Annotated in this window: 15 protein-coding genes and 1 tRNA gene; 7 read left to right on the top strand and 9 right to left on the bottom strand. The window is 36.8% G+C overall.

Translation table 11 applies throughout. From position 1 onward, the window contains the following. Positions 1-45 precede the first annotated feature (45 nt). The 3 genes from map to ACLI50_RS17220 all read left to right on the top strand — a co-directional run bounded on the left by map (position 46) and on the right by ACLI50_RS17220 (position 3,964). Positions 46-810 carry a type I methionyl aminopeptidase gene (gene map, locus ACLI50_RS17230; RefSeq protein WP_202843427.1) on the top strand — a complete coding sequence of 255 codons (765 nt, stop codon included), beginning with the start codon at positions 46-48 and terminating at the stop codon, positions 808-810. Positions 811-1,131: 321 nt separating this feature from the next. After that, the gene (locus tag ACLI50_RS17225) at positions 1,132-2,664 is read left to right on the top strand and encodes a M20/M25/M40 family metallo-hydrolase (RefSeq protein WP_202843419.1); all 1,533 of its coding nucleotides are present in this window, start codon (positions 1,132-1,134) and stop codon (positions 2,662-2,664) included. A gap of 604 nt (positions 2,665-3,268) precedes the next feature. Beyond that, entirely contained in the window at positions 3,269-3,964 is a 696-nt protein-coding gene (locus ACLI50_RS17220) for a hypothetical protein (RefSeq protein WP_110010832.1), read from the top strand. 121 nt (positions 3,965-4,085) lie between these two features. Here ACLI50_RS17220 and ACLI50_RS17215 read toward each other — a convergent pair whose 3' ends face one another. From ACLI50_RS17215 to ACLI50_RS17200, 4 genes are all read right to left on the bottom strand, one after another. After that, positions 4,086-4,880 carry a DUF2490 domain-containing protein gene (locus tag ACLI50_RS17215; RefSeq protein ID WP_202843411.1) on the bottom strand — a complete coding sequence of 265 codons (795 nt, stop codon included), beginning with the start codon at positions 4,878-4,880 and terminating at the stop codon, positions 4,086-4,088. Positions 4,881-5,284: 404 nt separating this feature from the next. Beyond that, positions 5,285-5,701 carry a hypothetical protein gene (locus ACLI50_RS17210; protein ID WP_034696971.1) on the bottom strand — a complete coding sequence of 139 codons (417 nt, stop codon included), beginning with the start codon at positions 5,699-5,701 and terminating at the stop codon, positions 5,285-5,287. A 186-nt stretch (positions 5,702-5,887) separates the two neighbouring features. Further along, a tRNA-Ser gene (locus ACLI50_RS17205) sits at positions 5,888-5,974 on the bottom strand. Between the two features lie 55 nt (positions 5,975-6,029). Then, positions 6,030-7,046 (bottom strand): asparaginase, encoded by a 1,017-nt coding sequence (locus ACLI50_RS17200; RefSeq protein WP_202843409.1) that lies wholly within the window; start codon positions 7,044-7,046, stop codon positions 6,030-6,032. Between the two features lie 159 nt (positions 7,047-7,205). Here ACLI50_RS17200 and ACLI50_RS17195 point away from each other — a divergent pair, with 159 nt between their 5' ends. Continuing rightward, positions 7,206-7,886 carry a TrmH family RNA methyltransferase gene (locus ACLI50_RS17195; RefSeq protein WP_202843407.1) on the top strand — a complete coding sequence of 227 codons (681 nt, stop codon included), beginning with the start codon at positions 7,206-7,208 and terminating at the stop codon, positions 7,884-7,886. 47 nt (positions 7,887-7,933) lie between these two features. On the opposite strand, the gene ACLI50_RS17190 is transcribed toward ACLI50_RS17195, so the two are convergent. From ACLI50_RS17190 to tsaD, 3 genes are read right to left on the bottom strand one after another with little or no spacing between them, the layout of a single operon-like run. Continuing rightward, entirely contained in the window at positions 7,934-8,629 is a 696-nt protein-coding gene (locus ACLI50_RS17190) for an RsmE family RNA methyltransferase (protein WP_110010836.1), read from the bottom strand. Further along, positions 8,626-9,021, bottom strand: a complete 396-nt coding sequence (locus ACLI50_RS17185; protein ID WP_110010837.1) for a hypothetical protein — start codon at positions 9,019-9,021, stop codon at positions 8,626-8,628. Before ACLI50_RS17185 ends, ACLI50_RS17190 begins: the two co-directional genes overlap by 4 nt. After that, positions 9,018-10,034, bottom strand: a complete 1,017-nt coding sequence (gene tsaD, locus ACLI50_RS17180; RefSeq protein ID WP_110010838.1) for a tRNA (adenosine(37)-N6)-threonylcarbamoyltransferase complex transferase subunit TsaD — start codon at positions 10,032-10,034, stop codon at positions 9,018-9,020. Before tsaD ends, ACLI50_RS17185 begins: the two co-directional genes overlap by 4 nt. A 4-nt stretch (positions 10,035-10,038) precedes the next feature. Between tsaD and ACLI50_RS17175 the strand changes: the two genes are divergently transcribed. The 3 genes from ACLI50_RS17175 (at position 10,039) to ACLI50_RS17165 (ending at position 15,881) form a co-directional block, all read left to right on the top strand. Then, a complete protein-coding gene (locus tag ACLI50_RS17175) occupies positions 10,039-14,829 on the top strand; it encodes a translocation/assembly module TamB domain-containing protein (protein ID WP_411414300.1) in 4,791 nt (1,596 codons plus the stop codon). A 134-nt stretch (positions 14,830-14,963) separates the two neighbouring features. Continuing rightward, positions 14,964-15,434 (top strand): Lrp/AsnC family transcriptional regulator, encoded by a 471-nt coding sequence (locus ACLI50_RS17170; protein WP_002984446.1) that lies wholly within the window; start codon positions 14,964-14,966, stop codon positions 15,432-15,434. 69 nt (positions 15,435-15,503) lie between these two features. Then, positions 15,504-15,881: a hypothetical protein gene (locus ACLI50_RS17165; protein ID WP_202843392.1), complete on the top strand. Its 378-nt coding sequence runs from the start codon at positions 15,504-15,506 to the stop codon at positions 15,879-15,881. A gap of 85 nt (positions 15,882-15,966) precedes the next feature. On the opposite strand, the gene gwsS is transcribed toward ACLI50_RS17165, so the two are convergent. Both gwsS and ACLI50_RS17155 read right to left on the bottom strand, forming a co-directional pair. Beyond that, positions 15,967-17,037 (bottom strand): grasp-with-spasm system SPASM domain peptide maturase, encoded by a 1,071-nt coding sequence (gene gwsS / locus ACLI50_RS17160; RefSeq protein WP_411414299.1) that lies wholly within the window; start codon positions 17,035-17,037, stop codon positions 15,967-15,969. A gap of 17 nt (positions 17,038-17,054) precedes the next feature. Continuing rightward, positions 17,055-17,861, bottom strand: coding sequence for a GLPGLI family protein (locus ACLI50_RS17155; RefSeq protein ID WP_343643457.1), 807 nt, complete (start codon positions 17,859-17,861; stop codon positions 17,055-17,057). Positions 17,862-18,044: the final 183 nt, after the last annotated feature.

Raw genomic sequence — 18,044 nt, 5'->3', positions numbered from 1 at the left:
TAATTTCCTAACTTTGTAATATTCAATAACAATCAAAACAAAACTATGTCAATCACCAACGAAGATCAGATGCTGGGAATGCAAAAAGTAAGTGAAGCTGTTGCCTATACATTGAAGAAAATGATGGATTATGCTGAACCCGGCATGACCACAAAAGATCTGGACGAATATGGAGCCCAAATACTGGAAGGTTTCGGAGCAAAATCAGCACCTTATCTGACGTATGGATTTCCAGGCTGGACGTGTATCAGCGTGGATGATGAATTCTGCCATGGGATTCCAACAGATCAAAGGATTTTGAAAGAAGGCGATCTGATCAATATTGATGTTTCAGCAGAACTGGACGGATATTGGGCAGATAATGGAGGTTCTTTTGTGATCGGAAAAGATATTCACGGACATCAGAAACTGGTGGAAGCTTCCAAGGATATCCTGAGAAAAGCTATCGACAATATCAAAGGTGGTGTCAAAATAGCAGACATAGGGCATTTAATGGAAACAGAAGCGAAGAAAAGAGGTCTTAAAGTTATTAAGAATCTTGCAGGCCACGGAGTAGGGAGAAGCTTACACGAACAGCCTGACGAATTGCTGAACTACAGAAACCGTTATGATTTCAGACGTTTTAAGAAAAACTCTGTCGTGGCTATTGAAACATTTATCTCCACCGATTCCAATATTGCTGTAGAATTAAAAGACGGATGGACTATGGTAGGTAATAAAGGCGGTTACATGGCCCAGCATGAGCATACCATTGTAATTACTGATGGAAAACCTATCATTTTAACCGAAATGAACGAAATCCTGGATTAAAAGAAACCGCAACGGTGTGAAAACGATTGCCTTAAATATATCAGTAATAAAAAACTTTGTGTCCTTGCGTTAAAGAAAAAACACAAAGTACTAGAAAGACTCAAAGCTTCATCGAATCAACTTGTTGATTACTGCTTAGCTCTCTTATATTCAGTTTTAGGAATATAAAACTTTACGTTTACTATAAAAACGATCCGTCATCTTATACCCAAAAGAATCTGTTGTAAATGTTCCATTGATGAAAAAACCAGGCTTTAAATTGTTGGGCATAAAATACTTTGTTATATTTATAGAATAAAATCACCTCACAAACTATTCACTATGAAAAAATTTCTTTTAATCCTTTTGGGAATCGTTGTCATTCTGGCTGCTGTCGTATTAATCAAAACCTACACCTATCCGTTTAAAAAAAATAATATCGGGGCAGGCGAGGGCTGGAAACCGGTAAAAAATGATTCTGCAGTCATGAGACTTTCAGGAGGAATAAAAGTACCCACCGTTTCTACAGGAAGTTTGGGTGAATTCGACTATGCTCCGTTTGATCAGTTTAAAACCTATCTGAAAACATCCTATCCATTGGTCTATCAAAATACGGAAAATGTTGAGGTGAACCAATATGGACTGGTGTTCAGGCTTAAAGGAAGCAATCCTGCTCTGGAACCCATTTTATTTCTTTCCCATATGGACGTAGTTCCTCCCGGAGATGCTGATATAAAGAATAATGATCCAAATGTATTCCGTCCGGATGATAAACCTTTAGAACCCGTTTCAAAAGTCGCAGAAGATTGGGAATTTGCCCCCTTTTCAGGAGCTGTTGCCAACGGAAGGATCTACGGAAGAGGTGCCATAGATATGAAGGGAATGCTTTTTTCCTTGATGGAATCCATGAATTCTATGATTAAAAACAAACAGATTCCACAGCGTGATATTTATCTGGCTTTCGGTTTTGATGAAGAAGTAGGCGGAAAGAAAGGAGCGATTCAGATTGCCGATTATTTTAAGAAAAAGGGATTGAAGTTCGATGCGGTCTATGACGAAGGGGGATTGATTATGAGAAAAGGAAATGTAGCCGGAATTGATACAGACGTTGCCGTAGTAGGATGTGCTGAAAAAGGTTTTCTTTCTGCAAAAATCAAAGTAAAAGGGCTGGGCGGACATTCTTCTATGCCTCCTATGGAAAGCGCAATCGGAAAAGCTGCTGTTATCATGCAGCGTCTGGAAGATCACCAGATGAAACCTGTTATTACCCCTTTAATCCAAGAATTTTTTACGAATATCGGAGGTGAAATGCCTTTTGCCACAAGAATGGCACTGGCGAATCAATGGCTTTTAAAACCGGTACTGATTTCCCAGCTTACCAAAAATAATACAACCAATGCTTTGGTGAGAACCACAACAGCTTTAACGATGATGAAAGGAAGTGATGGAACTAACGTCCTTTCTCCAGAAGTGGAATTTGTGGTTAATTTCAGATTACTTCCCGGAAATTCGGTGAAAGATGTAAGAGATCATATTGCTAAATCGACTGAAGGTTTTGATGTTGAGGTAGAAGAAATTGATAATACAAGGGAAGCCTCCGCTATTTCCCCAACCAATACAAGAGCTTTTAAAATGATAGAAGCCGGTGTGAAAGAAATTCATCCCGGAGCCATTGTTACGCCTTATCTTACTATGGCTGGAACCGATGCCGGTAAATATGAAATTGTAAGCAAAAACGTCTACAGGTTCATGCCGATTAAGATCAACAGTGCCGAGCAGCAGAGTATTCACAGTACCAATGAATATCTTAGTATTGAAAACTATCTGAAAATGATCCACTACTTTGAGTACATCATGAAGAATTATGATAAATAAGTGTCAATGGTGAATGGCCAATTCGCTGCGCTTGTGAATTTTATAAGCTCGTATATAATTAAACGTGGTGTTCGCAAAGTTTTTATGATGTTTACTTTTTTTCGACCGCAGAGGCGTTTCATTCAGCAATGTACACACTAAGGTCTTTGGCTGAACGGAGTGCCCTTTGCGAACTGATAAATTCTGTATATTAATAAACCTTGGGAATTTTAGCTTTAATTATGATTGACGATTGACTTTGTGAAGCAAAAATTGACCATTGACAAAAATCTTTTTCACAAAAAATATATTGCGTCAAGTTTTTGATACACTTACATAGATTTTAACACAAAGTCCGCTACGATATTTTATTATAAAAAACGATCGCGAAGGCGTTTCACTCAGCAATGTACACACTAATGTCTTGGCTGAACGGAGTGCCCTTTGCGAACTGATAAATTCTGTATATTAATAGACCTTGCGAACTTTAGCTTTAATTATGATTGACGATTGACTTTGCGAAGCAAAAATTGACCATTGACAAAAATCTTTTTACAAAAAAATATATTACGTCAAGTTTTGTCGCATTACGGCTATAGCTTTGTCATATCAAAATTACAGAGCTATGGAATTGCCATTTTACTTAAACTTTAACGACTTTGAAAGTAATTATTACGATAACCTTGAAAAATGGTTTGAAGAATATCATAATACCAGCGAAACAGATTATCTGGAAGCGCTTGCTGAGCTTTACAGGCCCTATGTGTATTATAACTTTGCAGATGATATGCTAAAGCCGGATGCTTCCATTGAAGTGAAAGACTGCTTTTTTCCTTATCATGAAAAAATCGGAATCTCTTTCTGTATTGATTGTGATAGTGAAACTTCTCCATCCAATGGAATGAATCAGGTATTTGAATTTAAAAATATCTCCATGATGGAGTATGCCCAGCATATTCTGGATAAGATCAATAAGTTTTGTTCAAAAAATGCTCATGCTCTTGATGGAAGTAAAAATATTCAGGACTATATTAATAATTACAGTATTATTACTTCAATGGAAGGAGTAGGGTATTGTATCAGCTACAACCGTCATCAGAAAGCCATTCCATTTTTAAAAGCTTATCTTCCCTATTATGGACAGACCGTTAATATGGCAGTATACAGGGATTTTCTTTTTTCTGTTGTTCAGATTGCAGAGTTTATAGACCAGAAATTAAAAACTGTGCATGCTTTTAAACAGACTATTTATGCACGCTCAAGAGCGGAAGCCAAATTCAATGTGCAGTTGAGCCGTCAGTTTCTGACTTTGTGCAACTAAATTTTACACCAAACATTCATACTTAATTATATTGCGGAAAACTTATGTTTTCAACCAAAAATCCCGGTCAGTAATGATCGGGATTTTGTATTGCAATTGTATGAATACTTGCTTATGTGTATTACTTGTTTTTTTTATAAGGAATATTCCATACCAGGTCGGCTGCCAGATAATGAACGCCACCATGATGAATACTTCTGCTGTCTCTGATCAGATCGTCCATATATCCTATGTCTACAGTAAAAGGAGAGTTCGGAATTGTAAACATATAGTACGCCGCAATACGCATTTCACGATATCCAAACGAATTCCATTCAGAATCCGGCTCATTGAGATGGCTTATAGAAAACAGGGCTTCTGCACTCAAGGCCAGTTTCTGATTGTTTTTTGGAGATAAATTATAGATGAGCTGATTCTTGATCCGTGTTCTCAACTGAAAATCCTCTTCGACTTTATGAAAGTCTGCATCGAAAAACTTCCTGAATTCCTGGCGTATGGTACTTTTAAGTTTCCATTTCCTGCCGAGATCAAAAGTATAGGCATATCTTCCGTAAATTCTGAATTCCTGTTCCGTACTTTCTTTATCATAAGGAGCTGTACTTTCATACTGTGGCTGACGCCGATAACTTAATGCATAACTATATTGCTGGTGTGGCGCAAATGAATGATAAACTTCATGATTTAAAACAATGATCGCCTGCTTCGAAAACAGATTATGATCATCCGGACTGCTTTTTCTCCCGATGGCTACGTAGCTCAAAGCCTGTTTTTTACCCAAAGAGTCGAGTTGTCGCTTCACTCCGAAGGCTCCCCAGAATGCATTGTTGGCATCTCCCAGTCCAGGTGGACTGATCTGCGCTTTGATCGATGTTCCTATACATCCCAATAAAAATAATCCTGCAAAAAATTTCTTCATGCTCAATAGTATGGATAACTGTTTTACTGTTAATCTTAAATAGCTGCGAAACCATGAGACGGATAAGAATACTGTTGATACGCAGAGAGAATACTTTATAATAGCAAAATTAGAGGCTTTGTTCATAGAATGTTTATTCAAAATCTTTTAATACTGTTTAAAAACAAGACAAAGTAAAGGCCTGATTTAGGATAGAATTAGGAATAAGATTCTAATGGAAAACTTAATGTTGTAATAATATTTTAATTGTGGATAAAATGTGAGTAACTTGTTAGTAGTTTGTGGAAAAGCACTATGTATTTATTGGTTTACTGTGTAATTATTTGATTTTGTATGGTATATAAAGTAAATTGCCACAATATAAATACTGTGGCAATTTGGTTTATGGACTGGTTTATTTACTATTAATTCTGTCTTACTCCGCACATAGCATCCCATGTTGTCCAGAAATGGGCATTAATAGCTCCGATAGGAGGATTTGTACTGTCTGCAACAATTCCTACCATAGAAGCACAGTTGGAATTACAGCCTATTTCATTATGACTTCCAGCCTGAGGTGGAATCTGGCGCCATGTACCTGTTGAACCGCTTAATAATTCTACTTTAATTTCGAAGATTCCCGAAAGATTGGGCGTTTGAATCTGTTTGGTAGGATTTTCACTTGAGATGAAGTCGCTCCAGTCTCCTTGTGAAAAAGTTACACGCCATGTAGAAATCATTTTAGAGGTATCGTTTTGTGGGGAAAGATACACCCAGAATTGTGCTCCGTTTCCAAGTACTAACTGACCTGAAGAATTTGCATTTACACTTGTTGATGTCATTTTGGTTTGGTTTTTAGTTTGTTAGATTGTGTATCAAAGTAACGAAGAACAAGGCACCTGCAGTAGCGTATAAATGACCAATTATTAAACTGAGTATAAATACTTATAGGAACGAATGTAAAATAATCAAGAATCTTGATCATAAAAAAGCCTGTACTATTTAATAGCACAGGCTTTACTTTCTTGCAGAAAGGAAGGGATTCGAACCCTCGATACAGTTACCCGTATACTACCTTTCCAGGGTAGCTCCTTCAACCACTCGGACACCTTTCTTTTTGAGATTGCAAAAATAGTGTATTTTCTGGAATATCCAAATTATTCTTACAAATTAATCTGTAATTTCTCCACAAAGACTTCTGGTGAAGTTATCGGCAAAGCTTCCGGAGTAACTTGGATTATCAATTAAGTGCATGGCTTTGGTAATCGCTGTTTCCGCTGTCATGTCTCTTCCGCTGATCGCTCCGATTCTGGAGAAAATATTACTGTTTTCATACTTTCCGAATGAGATGCCTCCTGAAATACATTGACTTACCACTACAATTTCAGTCCCGTTATCCCGGATTTCCTGAAGTGTTTCCTGCGTTTTGGCGCTGCTGAAAATGGTTCCCGAGCCAAACACCTGAAGAATAAGAACCTTCATTTTAGGAATTTCCCTGAAGTGGCTCAGATGCATTCCCGGAAAAATCCTCCAAAATAAAATATCTTCGGAAATATGTTCATCCACATGAAATTCTACTGTCGGGTCACAGCGGAAAAGGTTATCTTTAATAATATTCAGATGAACTCCGGACTGTCCTAGAATAGGGTAATTCGGGCTTGCGTAAGCATCAAAATATTCTGCGGAATATTTCAACGTTCTGTTTCCTCTTAATAATTTGTACTCAAAATAAATGGCAACCTCCTGAATGACTGCTTCGTCATTTTCATAAAGGCTGGCATAATAAAGGCTGGTCAGAAGATTTTCCTTGGCATCCGTCCTCAGGTCTCCAATCGGAAGCTGGGAGCCGGTCATGATGACAGGCTTTCTTAATCCCTTCAGCATGAAACTTAATGCTGATGCCGTATAAGACATGGTATCCGTTCCGTGAAGAATCAGGAAGCCATCGTAGTCGTTATAATTTTTGTGAATATAATTAGCGATCACTCTCCATTCTTCAGGTCCCATATCCGAAGAGTCCAGCGGTTTGGCGAAAGGATGTACAAAGACTTCGCATTCCATAAGCCTCATTTCAGGCATCTTTTCGAATATATTTCCAAAATCAAAGGCACGGAGACTTCCGGTTTCATAATCTTTTTCCATTCCGATGGTTCCACCGGTATAGATGAGCAGGACTTTTCGCTTCATGTACTAATTTATTAAGAATTGGCCCCCGATTAGGGTTCATAGGTCAAAATTACGTTAATTTGCAAAGATTTGAAAATGAATGAAACGCTTATCATGAAATTTTATAAAAATAAAATGAAAATGACTGATGTTTCATAAGGCTATTGAAAAAATAACTAAATGCGGATGAAAGATTTAGCGCAAACCTTTGAATATTTAAAACAGTTTTTAACCGAAGAAAGGCTCGAGAAAATTGAACATTTTTCTCAGGAAAGTTCAGACTTTGTCCTTCCGGTGGTGGAAGATATCTATCAGTTTAGAAATGCAGCAGCCATTGTACGTTCTGTGGAAGCCTGTGGTTTCCATAAAGTAGTGGCTTTGCAGGAAGAATACAGTTTTGAACCCAATCTTCGTGTAACAAAAGGAGCTGATACCTGGGTTGAGGTAGAAAAACTTCCCCGAAATATGGAATCTTTCCAGAATATTAAAGACCGCGGATATAAAATAGTGGTTGTTTCGCTGGAAAAGAACGCTAAAATGTTACCTGAATATGAAATAACAGAACCCATTGCTTTGGTTTTTGGAACTGAAATGGAGGGCGTTTCCCAGGAGATTTTAGATTTTGCCGATGAAACACTGGCCATCCCAATGTATGGCTTTACAAGAAGCTTCAATGTTTCTGTAGCGGCTTCCATTTGTATGTACGAACTGAAACAAAAGCTGATAAAGTCTGGGATTGATTATAAACTGAATGAAGAAAAACTTTTAAGGATGCAAATCCTTTGGGCTGTCAATTCAATCAGAAGCGGACAGCAGATTTTTGAAAAATATCTGAGAGAAAATAATATTGACTGGAAATAGTAATCTGAAATAAAAATGAGAAGGTTTTGTGCCTTCTCGTTTTGTATTTATATCATATTGTAATAATTCCATGCGGCCACAAAAACTCCCGCCGTTTCCGTTCTCAGTCTTTGACTTCCTAGAGAAACCGCTCTTACTTTGTTTTCTGCCAGAAATGCAATCTCCTTTTCAGAAAAATCACCTTCGGGGCCTATTAAAAAAGTAAGCTGCTTCAGCTGAGGAATATTTTTAAGATCAATTCTTTGCAGATTCTGATGGCAATGCGCTACAAAGGTATGCTCCGGATCAATATTTTTCAGAAAATCCGTCAGTTTTACAGCATCATTGATAACCGGAAAATGAAATCTCAGGCTCTGCTTGGATGCTGCAACAGCCTGTTTCCTGATTTTATCGATGTTGATGTTTTTACGCTCCGTTTTTTCAGTGATAATAATGCTTATTTCTGAAATCCCCATTTCCACCGCTTTTTCCACAAAAAATTCAATTCTGTCAATATTCTTGGTGGGAGCAATCGCAATATGAAGTTGAGGATTGAATTCCGGCAGATTTTCTTTGATCTCAGAAACTTCAATCCCCGCTTTCTTGCCTTCTATAATCAGTTTTCCGGAAGCCAGTTTTCCCTTTCCATCCGTCACGTGAATCGTTTCACCATCTCTCATGCGAAGAACTTTTACAATATGCTGCTGTTCTTCGTCGTTGATTATAACTTTATTTCTGTTGATGTCTCCGTAGAATAGTTTCATATATCCTGGTTTATAAATGCTACTCCTGTTTTGATGGTTGTATATATATCTGTATCACATTCCCGGTAAGAACACATGTATATTTCTTCTATCCATACATTATTAATGAAAATCAGATTTAAATATTCCTGTTTTCTCAAATTATTTTTGATGGATAAATAATCTCCTTCTTTTGGAATATAGGGAAAACTAAAAAGATGTTCAGAATTAATTAATTTTAAAACTTCTTCTTTGATATCCTGAATATATCCAGTCTCAGAACTTTCTCCGTTAAACTCTGAAAAAGTTTCTGAGCCCTCATGTCTTCCTGTGATAGTTTCCAATACCCAGTAATATTTTGAGTTCTTTTTAGAATGTGTTCCCAGTACTTTTTCTTCTAAGAGTATTTTCATAAATCGTATTTTGCCGTTGCGGAAGTTCTCAGATCGGTAAATTCTCCACGTTCAAACTTCAGTTTTGCTACCATGGCAATCATGGCTGCATTATCTGTAGTATATTCGAATTTTGGAATATAAATACTCCATCCCAGTCTTTCTTTATTGTCTTCCATTGCCTTTCTAAGTGCAGAATTGGCAGATACACCTCCTGCAATAGCGACCTGATTTACCTTGAGATCTTTGGCTGCTTTTTCAAGTTTATTCATCAGAATTTCAATAATTGATTTTTGTACGGAAGCACAAAGGTCATTAAGATTTTCCTTAATGAAATCCGGATTTTTTCTGACTTCTTTCTGAATGAAATACAGCACGGAAGTTTTAATACCGCTGAAAGAATAATCGTAGTTTTCCAGTTTCGGTTTGTTGAATGTAAAAGCATCGGGATTTCCTTCCTTAGCCAATCTGTCGATGATGGGGCCTGCAGGGTAATCAAGGTCAAAAATCTTTCCGATTTTATCAAAAGCTTCTCCTGCTGCATCATCAATGGTTTTGCCGATGATTTCCATATCAAAATAGTCTTTTACCAATACAATCATGGTATGTCCGCCGCTTACGGTAAGGCATAAAAAAGGAAAGGTAGGCGGCACAGGATTTGCATCCTCGATGAAATGGGCCAGAATGTGGGCTTGAAGGTGATTTACTTCAATCAAAGGTACATTCAGGCTCATCGCCAAAGACTTAGCAAATGATGTTCCTACAAGAAGAGATCCTAAAAGTCCCGGTCCGCGAGTAAATCCTATAGCAGAGATAGCATTTTGTTGTATATTTGCTTTAGAAAAAGATTTTTCAACAACGGGGATAATATTTTGCTGATGGGCTCGTGAAGCCAATTCAGGGACAACGCCGCCATATTCTTTGTGGATGGCCTGGTTCGCGGCAATGTTTGAAAGAATAGAATTTCCCTTGATGATAGCTGCTGAGGTGTCGTCACAGGACGATTCAATACCTAAAATTATAGAGTCGCTCATAATAATGGCAAAGTTAGAGAATAATAACGAGAATGAGAATAAAAAATCAGTAGCTGAAAACCTAGGGGATCAGGTACAGAAAACTGTTGAAAATGTAGAGGGAAAAGTACGGGAAACAGTGAAAGAAGCATCTGAGCTTGCTTCGGATGCGATACATCATCCTGTAGAAACAGCTGAAGAGTTTGGGAAACAGGCTGTAAAGGATGTTACCAGCTATACCTGGTGGGCAAAGCTTCTCTTGATTCTCTTTTGGCTGGGTATTTTCCTTGTAGGTGGAGTCCTTATTGCCATCAACCTTCCGGTAACGAAAAGATGGGCTGCTGATCAGGCGCTGAAGCTTGTTAATAATGATTTTAAATCTGATTTTTCTACAGAAAGTATAGATGTCAATTACTTCGGTGATGTAACCATTAAAGGTTTAAAAGTAAAAGATTATAAAGGTTTTGATTTTATTACAGCCCGTGAATTTCGTGCAGATTCAGACTGGATGTCTCTTGCGGTAAATGCCATCTCAGGAAATAGCAATTCTTTGAGTTTTAACTCTCTGGCTCTTGTGAATGCCGATGTAAAAGTAATTACTTATAAAGGAGACAGTATATCCAATTTTGTAAGGTTTGTAGAACTCTTTGACAACGGTAAGAAAAGAGATCCCAAGAAACCTCCTTTTCAGCTGAATTCCAGAATTCAGATCATTGATTCTAAGGTTTCCATCGTTAATGAAAATTCTCCCGGAGACCAGGGGAAATGGCTGACAGCCACAAAGTTCAATTTAAAAGCACCCAATGTAAAAGTCAACGGACCGAATGTTTCGGCGTTGATTAATAATATGTCATTTGTAACTTCAAGGTGGGGAAAATCTCACTTTGTGGATACCTTTTCAACAGAACTGTCTCTAACGAAGCAGTTTTTGTCATTAAAAGACCTTACCCTGAATACAGATCATACCTTACTTCAGGGAGATATCAAATTTAATCTTCACGACGGATCCTGGGCAGATTTTGCAGACAAAGTACGCTGGGACATGAATATTAAACAGGGAAGCCAGCTAAGCGGATATGATATCAGCTATTTTGTAACTAACTGGGATAATATTGAACCTTTTAATCTTTCAGGGGTAATGACTGGGCCATTGAATAAATTCCACCTGGAAAACTTTCTGATCAGAAATCCTGACGTCAATATTGCTACCAAAACGATGAAGGTTGACAATCTGCTGAAAGGAAATTTTGCTATTGAAACAAAAGATCTTTCCACAGATTTTACCTACAAGGATTTAAAAGCTATGATGCCTTCATTCATCTCCAAAAAGATGAAGAACTTTGCAGATGATTTCGGAAAACTGAAATATAACGGAACCGCAAAAGTGAATCCGGATCAGATTTATGTGGATAATGGTAACTTAATGACAGGAATCGGGCAGGCGAAAATTTCCAAACTTACCCTGACTGGCTACAGTACTGCTATGCCGAAATATTCCGGTTATCTTGATGTAAAAGATCTGAATACCTCAGTCATCACAAAGAATAAAGCAGTAGGTTTAATTTCCGGTAAATTTGATCTTAACGGACAAAGTTTTGATGTCAATACCATGCGTCTGACCACAAAATCTCAGATTGCCAGTATTGAAATTATGGATAAAACGATCAATAATCTGTATCTGGATGGTTTATTGGATCATAAAAAATATAACGGACTTATTACTGTTAATGATGAGCAGGCTAAAGCTACGGTCAAAGGATTGATCGATTTCAGTACTTCAAGAATTGCTATGGACGTTAATGCAGACGTCACTTACCTGAACATGAATTACTTTACCAGCAAGCCCGGCACTCAGGTGGTAAGTGGCCAGGTAGAAGGGAAAATGGCCATGTCTTCTATCAACGATCTTACTTTAGATGTGAATGCCAATAACCTTCACTTTGCTTCAGCTACTCAAAAATATAATATTCCGAATGCCAGGTTAAAAACGTTTGTTGAAGCAGGAGGTCGTGTCATTGATGTAGATGCTCCGGGAGCAGCGACAGGTAAAATCTCAGGAAAATATAACCTTGCAGATCTTGCAGGAATGGTAGAAAATGGAGTAGGGAAAATATTGGTGGGACCGCCGCCAAGAAAATTATACCGTGGACAGAATTTTGCGTTGAAGTTTGATGTCCAGCAGGGCCTTGTTAATTATTTCTTACCCGAATTGAGATTACCACAGGGAGCTCTTGTAGAAGGGGAATATGATGGGAATTCCAACAACCTGATCCTGAATCTTGATGCGGCATCTTTAAAATATATAATGACCAAGGAAGAGGAGATTACAGATGCTGATCAGGCGCTGGCATCTTCAAATCCTGATTATAAAATTAATGACCGAAAAAATCTCAGCAGAGACAGTGCAATGGTGGATAGTGTTAAAGTGAGAATTAACACAGGTGACCTTAACCAGCAATTGTATGCTAAGATCAACAGGGTCATTTATAATAAAAATGTAATTAAAGATTTTGAGCTTAAAGGGAATAATGAAAATGGAAATACACTTCATTTAGCAACCGTGTTCAAGCATGGAAGTCCTGATGATGAGCTTAATGAAAAGCTTAAGGAATACGCCATCAACGTAGACCAGTCTACTGATGCAGCAGGTGATTATGTATTCAGGTTTGAACCTACCGAGGTAAAATTCAATGAAGTTACCTGGGCTATAGATACAAGTCCTGAGCTGAATCACTCTATTACCTACAGAAAGAAAATCGGAGATTTTGATATCAGGAATCTGAGGGTATATTCCGATAAAAGTGCTTTGTTTATTAAAGAAGCCCAGTTTAAGTCTGCGAAAGACTTTTATGTAGATGCAGATATCAACGATTTTGCGGTAGAAAAGCTGCTGGAAATGCAGTCCGGAGGAAATACTATGGATATTAAAGGTCTTGCCAACGGAAGCGTTAAGATCAAAATGGATAAAAGTACACTTCAGCCGCTGGTAGATCTTAACATTGATGATATTAAGATGAATGGTGATGATATGGGGGATATCTCTATTTCTGCCACCAATGGATTCTCGCTGAATGTGTATGATATTGATGTGAAAGTTCACTCTGCCGGCGTACTTGGAAACAACAGCCTTAACCTTACAGGAACGGTTAATAATAATACTTCTTCTCCGATTATTGATCTTACTGCGGAAATGCGTGATTTTGACCTGGCATTTACGCAGCAGTTTGTGCAGACTATTTTCGGAAACCTTCGCGGAAAGGCAACAGGGGATCTTAAAATCAATGGAAAGCTTAACAATCTTGATTATAGTGGAGATATTGCTTTAAAAGATTTTGGATTAAAACTATTGTTTACCGGGGTAGATTATTCATTTGATGATACTGTGATTCAGCTTTCCAAAGGACTTGCTATCCTCAATAATATTGAAGTACACGACGGAAGAACCAATTCCAAAGGGAATATCTCCGGAGCGATTCAGTTTGAAACCCTTTCTTCCATGGGGGTATCTCTTGTAATGAGAGCAGACAACCTGTTGATGCTGAATACCACGCAAAAAGATTTTGACCTTTTCTGGGGAAGAGTGTACGGACAGGGAGATCTGTACGTGGACGGACCTGTATCAGGATTAAGTATAACCACTCCTAATATGAAGGCGCTTAACGGAAGTACCTTTACCTTTAATTCCAGCTCTACTTCCAATGTAGAAGAATTTAAAATGCTGAGGTTCCTGAAAGAAGGAAAAGATGGTCTGATTACGCTGGAAGAAAAGAAGAAAACAGGAGCCAATATGAATATTGACTTCAATCTCGCGGTAGATAAAGGAACCACCGTAAATGTACTGGTAGGAGACGATGTGGGAAATATTACGGTAAAAGGATCAGCTGATCCGTTGAGGTTCCATATGAACAGACAGGGGAATATTGCGATGAGCGGTACCTATAAAGTAGATAACGGAACATTTGTCTCTAAGGCCATTCTTAATAAAACATTCCAGATCGAAAGAAACAGCAGTATAAGGTGGGATGGTGATGCGATGAAACCAATGCTGGATATTAATGCCAACTACATCAGAATGGTTTCCAATGCGGGAGAATATCTTAGTATGGGAAAACTACAGCCTATCAGTATTTTGCTGCAGGCCCATATTACCCAGTCGTTGGTAGACCCTCAGATTGATCTTAATGTGACGGCAATGGATGTATCAAGCCAGGTAAGAGAAACACTAGCTGCGAAAATGAGCCAGGAAGGAGAGAAGGTTCTCCAGTTCGGATCTGTATTGTTATTGAGTACCTTTAACGTATCCAACACTGGTGGGTTCGATGTAAATGTAGGAAATGTAGCGGAATCCTCAGGATATAATATACTTCTGAAGCAGTTGGGATCCGTTCTTAATACGATGAGTAACGAATTTCAGATTGACCTTAATTATGTGAAAGGAGATCAGAACTCAAATTATGGAGACAGAGCCAATGCGGGAGTAAGTGTAGCCCTCTCCCCGAGAGTCAATATCAAGACTGGTTTGGGTATTCCGTTATCAAAAACGGATGGTGCACAAAACAATTACCTTTCCACGGAAGGATCTGTAGAATATGATCTGTCTAAAAAGAATGACGGTTCTTTGGTGATACGTGCGTATTCCAAGCCTACAAACATCGGAATGGTGAGTACAAACGGTTCTGCTAATCAAGCTTATGGAGGAGGGGTAGTGTGGAGTAAAAGCTTCAATTCTTTGTTTAAAAAGAAGAAAAAAGACAAAAAAACTTCAGACGCAAAAGGTGAAATAAAAACAGATTCTATAAAATCGAATGGTAAATAATTAGAATATTTTAATGATTTTTATCATCTGTGTTAATTATTGTTAATATTTGATATATATTTTTTAGTTAAATTATTTTTCGTAAATTTGCAAAAAATACATAGATTTTTTAAAGAAATTGTAATTTAACTAATATGAACTATCAACTGGACGAAATAGACAAGAAGATTCTTGATTTCTTAGTAGAAAACACAAGAATGCCTTTTACTGAAATTGCAAAGCAGATGGATGTTTCTGCTGGAACAATTCACGTAAGAGTGAAAAAGATGGAAGATGCAGGTATTATTTTGGGATCATCTCTTAACATCGATTATGGTAAGCTGGATTATCACTTTACAGCTTTCATAGGTATCCTTTTGACAAAATCAAACCGTACTCAGGAAGTATTGAAAGAATTGTCAACTATTCCTAACGTAATCGAGGCTAGCGTTATTTCAGGAAAATATAATATTTTCTGTAAAGTAAGAGCTAAAAATACTGATGATGCCAAAAGAATTATTTACCAGATCGACGACATTCAGGATGTAATGAGAACTGAAAGTATGATCTCTATGGAGGAATTCTTAAGTGACAAAAACAGACTGATCAACGCAATCTCTGTGTAAGTCAAATTTTAAACGAATAATTATAAAAGAACTTATGAAATCTCTCATAAGTTCTTTATTTTTGTAGGTATGGAAGAATACAGCTATTTTGACGAAGACCCAAAGAAAGGATGGGGATTTATTTTGGCGTTTGCAGCCTTGATGTTGTTTACTATTATGGGACTTGGTATCGATGTGGATGAATATCTGCAGCATGAATACCTTCAGATTCCGAGATGGTACTTCTATGTGATTTTTTCTATTGACATACTGATGATGATAGGGCTTGTGCTGATGTTCTTCTACAAAAAGGCAGGAATCTTTATGTTTCCGGCTTTACTGGTGCTGCATTTCTTTATGCACAATTACTACCTGTCTACATTTTTGTATACGGATGTAACCAATCTCTTCCTGTTTACAGGATTTGGAATGCTTGCCATTATCCCAAAATGGAAGTTTTTTAAATAAAATGTAATCAATATGATAAGATAATAAACCGCTTTTAAATCTAATTTAAAAGCGGTTTTCAATTAACAGGGATTATGAAAAAAAATTATCTGAGTACCAGGGAATTAAAAATTTCTTGTTTTAAAGGGTTTTTTGACCAGTCATCCCAAACGCCTGTATAAGGATTATAGCCGCATTTCAGAGGTTTTGATATACTAAGGCCCTCTTTGTTTTTTAACGTGTTTTCAGTATATGCCCTGCAGTCTGTGCAGACATAACGGAACTCACAATCTTTACATGTTTCAATTTGGTCTTTAGTAAGATCCCAGTATTTTCTAAAATCAGGTTGATTGATGGCTTCTTCAAGGCTTTGTTTTTGGATGTTTCCAAAGCTTTCATTCATCAGTGGACAGTTTTTAATATTACCTTTTCTATCAATGCCTATCTTTTTATGCAGGCAGGAATTGTGGTTCACTGCTTCTATAACTTTAGTAATATTCGTGTTGAAGTATTTCAGTTCTACTTTTCCACAGGTAGATATTTTCAGATCGTCTTTCAGAAAATTCAGTGAGAATCTATATTCATCTTTGGCTTTGAAAGGAGGTTCCGGACAATTGTAAAAAATGAGACTGTATATTCTGACTGTATTTTTTTGAAGAGCCTGTATAAAAGAGAGGTTGACTTTCTGGTGAAACGGTGAGAAAATTTCTATTCCTGATAACACTGAGGTTTTAAAAATTTCATCAATTTCTATACAATCTTTTAAGGGTAAAGGTTTCAAGCTGTAAATAACCAAATGCTTAATCCCAAGATTTTCTATTGACGGAAATATCTTCTTTATGATCACGATATCTTCCATTTCGATAAAGACATTGGTGATAGCACTGGGCTCATGATGTTCAAAAGAAAGAGGAGGAAAATTTCTGTCCCAATCACTCTTTGTAATAAATCCATATTCTTTTTCCAACAGAAGATTGATGTATTCCTGAATGATTATTTTGGATTCCTGATCATAATCTTTCATCAGGTCTTCAACGGATTTGTTTTTCAACTCTTCTATAATTTCATACAACTCCAGCGGATACAGTTCTGATATATTTCTCTGTAGATCTGAAATGAGAATTCTGGTGGCTCCTTTCGTAACAAGGATGTTTGAGAATAAATTGAAGTGTTTCATGAGATATCATTTTAAAGCTACTTATATTCAATTCTGTGATTGAGTTCAATAGGATTATTATCTTTTCTGATATTTTCTTGCTCATCTTTATTCATTTGTCTGATATTAAAATCAATAACATTTCCTTGAGCATCTTGCATAACAACTTTTTTTGCATTTCTGATTTTTTGTTCTATTTCAGCATTAGGATTTACATAATATGCCTTCGCCAATTGATCATATTTATTCCAGTCAATTAATATTGGTTTTGTTCTGACATTAAACAGGTTTGCTGATTTTTTAATTTGTACCAGATTAAACTTATAATCACCACTTTCATCTGCCACAGATACTATTAATCCGGGTAGATTACTGAAAATATAAGGGCCATCATTAATTGGTATATCATTAGAAAACCATGCTGTCCATTCTCTATTGCCATAAGTGATTACCGCTTTTTGAGAATCATAATTGCCAATTTTTTTCCTGTCTGAAAGTATCTTCCATTTTAACGTTTCTTCTATGGGAAGAAGATAGCTGAACTGTCCATTTGTAATTATTTTTGATATTTTATTAGTTGAAAGGTTTTTCTTTATATAAAATTGATTTTCAAACCCTGAAGAAAGCATGGGCGAGCCATTATTCATTTTCAGTGAATCAGATTTTCGATCCATACTTTCTCTGAAAACAGATTCTTTGTCTACAAAATCTAATATCATTGTTTTGGTTGTAAATTCATCTGGCAACTGATGGTTTAACCGATAATTTACCTCATAAATAAAACTCATTTTTTGTCCGAAGCAAAAGGAAGTGAGCATTACAAAAATTAGACTTATTTTATTCATTTTCTTTTATAATTTAGATTGGGACCATTTTTCTAGTGGTTATATTAGTCTTACAAGGAATTTAAGTGGTCTTTCTCTTATATAAAAATTGGAATGAAATTTTTGACATTCTATAAAATAAATGATTTCTTCTTTTTTATTATTTTTTAAAGAGATTTTATTTTTAAATATTTCTATGTATTT

Origin of the sequence: Chryseobacterium cupriresistens (assembly GCF_046614675.1) — a bacterium.
Lineage (GTDB): Bacteria > Bacteroidota > Bacteroidia > Flavobacteriales > Weeksellaceae > Chryseobacterium > Chryseobacterium cupriresistens.
The sequence above is the reverse complement of the archived record's forward strand: the minus strand, read 5'-3'. Positions and strand labels throughout refer to the sequence as shown.

Coding starts and splice junctions, on each gene's coding strand:
- map (WP_202843427.1), top strand. CDS start 46: ATGTCAATCACCAACGAAGATCAGATGCTGGGAATGCAAAAAGTAAGT.
- ACLI50_RS17225 (WP_202843419.1), top strand. CDS start 1,132: ATGAAAAAATTTCTTTTAATCCTTTTGGGAATCGTTGTCATTCTGGCT.
- ACLI50_RS17220 (WP_110010832.1), top strand. CDS start 3,269: ATGGAATTGCCATTTTACTTAAACTTTAACGACTTTGAAAGTAATTAT.
- ACLI50_RS17215 (WP_202843411.1), bottom strand. CDS start 4,880: ATGAAGAAATTTTTTGCAGGATTATTTTTATTGGGATGTATAGGAACA.
- ACLI50_RS17210 (WP_034696971.1), bottom strand. CDS start 5,701: ATGACATCAACAAGTGTAAATGCAAATTCTTCAGGTCAGTTAGTACTT.
- ACLI50_RS17200 (WP_202843409.1), bottom strand. CDS start 7,046: ATGAAGCGAAAAGTCCTGCTCATCTATACCGGTGGAACCATCGGAATG.
- ACLI50_RS17195 (WP_202843407.1), top strand. CDS start 7,206: ATGCGGATGAAAGATTTAGCGCAAACCTTTGAATATTTAAAACAGTTT.
- ACLI50_RS17190 (WP_110010836.1), bottom strand. CDS start 8,629: ATGAAACTATTCTACGGAGACATCAACAGAAATAAAGTTATAATCAAC.
- ACLI50_RS17185 (WP_110010837.1), bottom strand. CDS start 9,021: ATGAAAATACTCTTAGAAGAAAAAGTACTGGGAACACATTCTAAAAAG.
- tsaD (WP_110010838.1), bottom strand. CDS start 10,034: ATGAGCGACTCTATAATTTTAGGTATTGAATCGTCCTGTGACGACACC.
- ACLI50_RS17175 (WP_411414300.1), top strand. CDS start 10,039: ATGGCAAAGTTAGAGAATAATAACGAGAATGAGAATAAAAAATCAGTA.
- ACLI50_RS17170 (WP_002984446.1), top strand. CDS start 14,964: ATGAACTATCAACTGGACGAAATAGACAAGAAGATTCTTGATTTCTTA.
- ACLI50_RS17165 (WP_202843392.1), top strand. CDS start 15,504: ATGGAAGAATACAGCTATTTTGACGAAGACCCAAAGAAAGGATGGGGA.
- gwsS (WP_411414299.1), bottom strand. CDS start 17,037: ATGAAACACTTCAATTTATTCTCAAACATCCTTGTTACGAAAGGAGCC.
- ACLI50_RS17155 (WP_343643457.1), bottom strand. CDS start 17,861: ATGAATAAAATAAGTCTAATTTTTGTAATGCTCACTTCCTTTTGCTTC.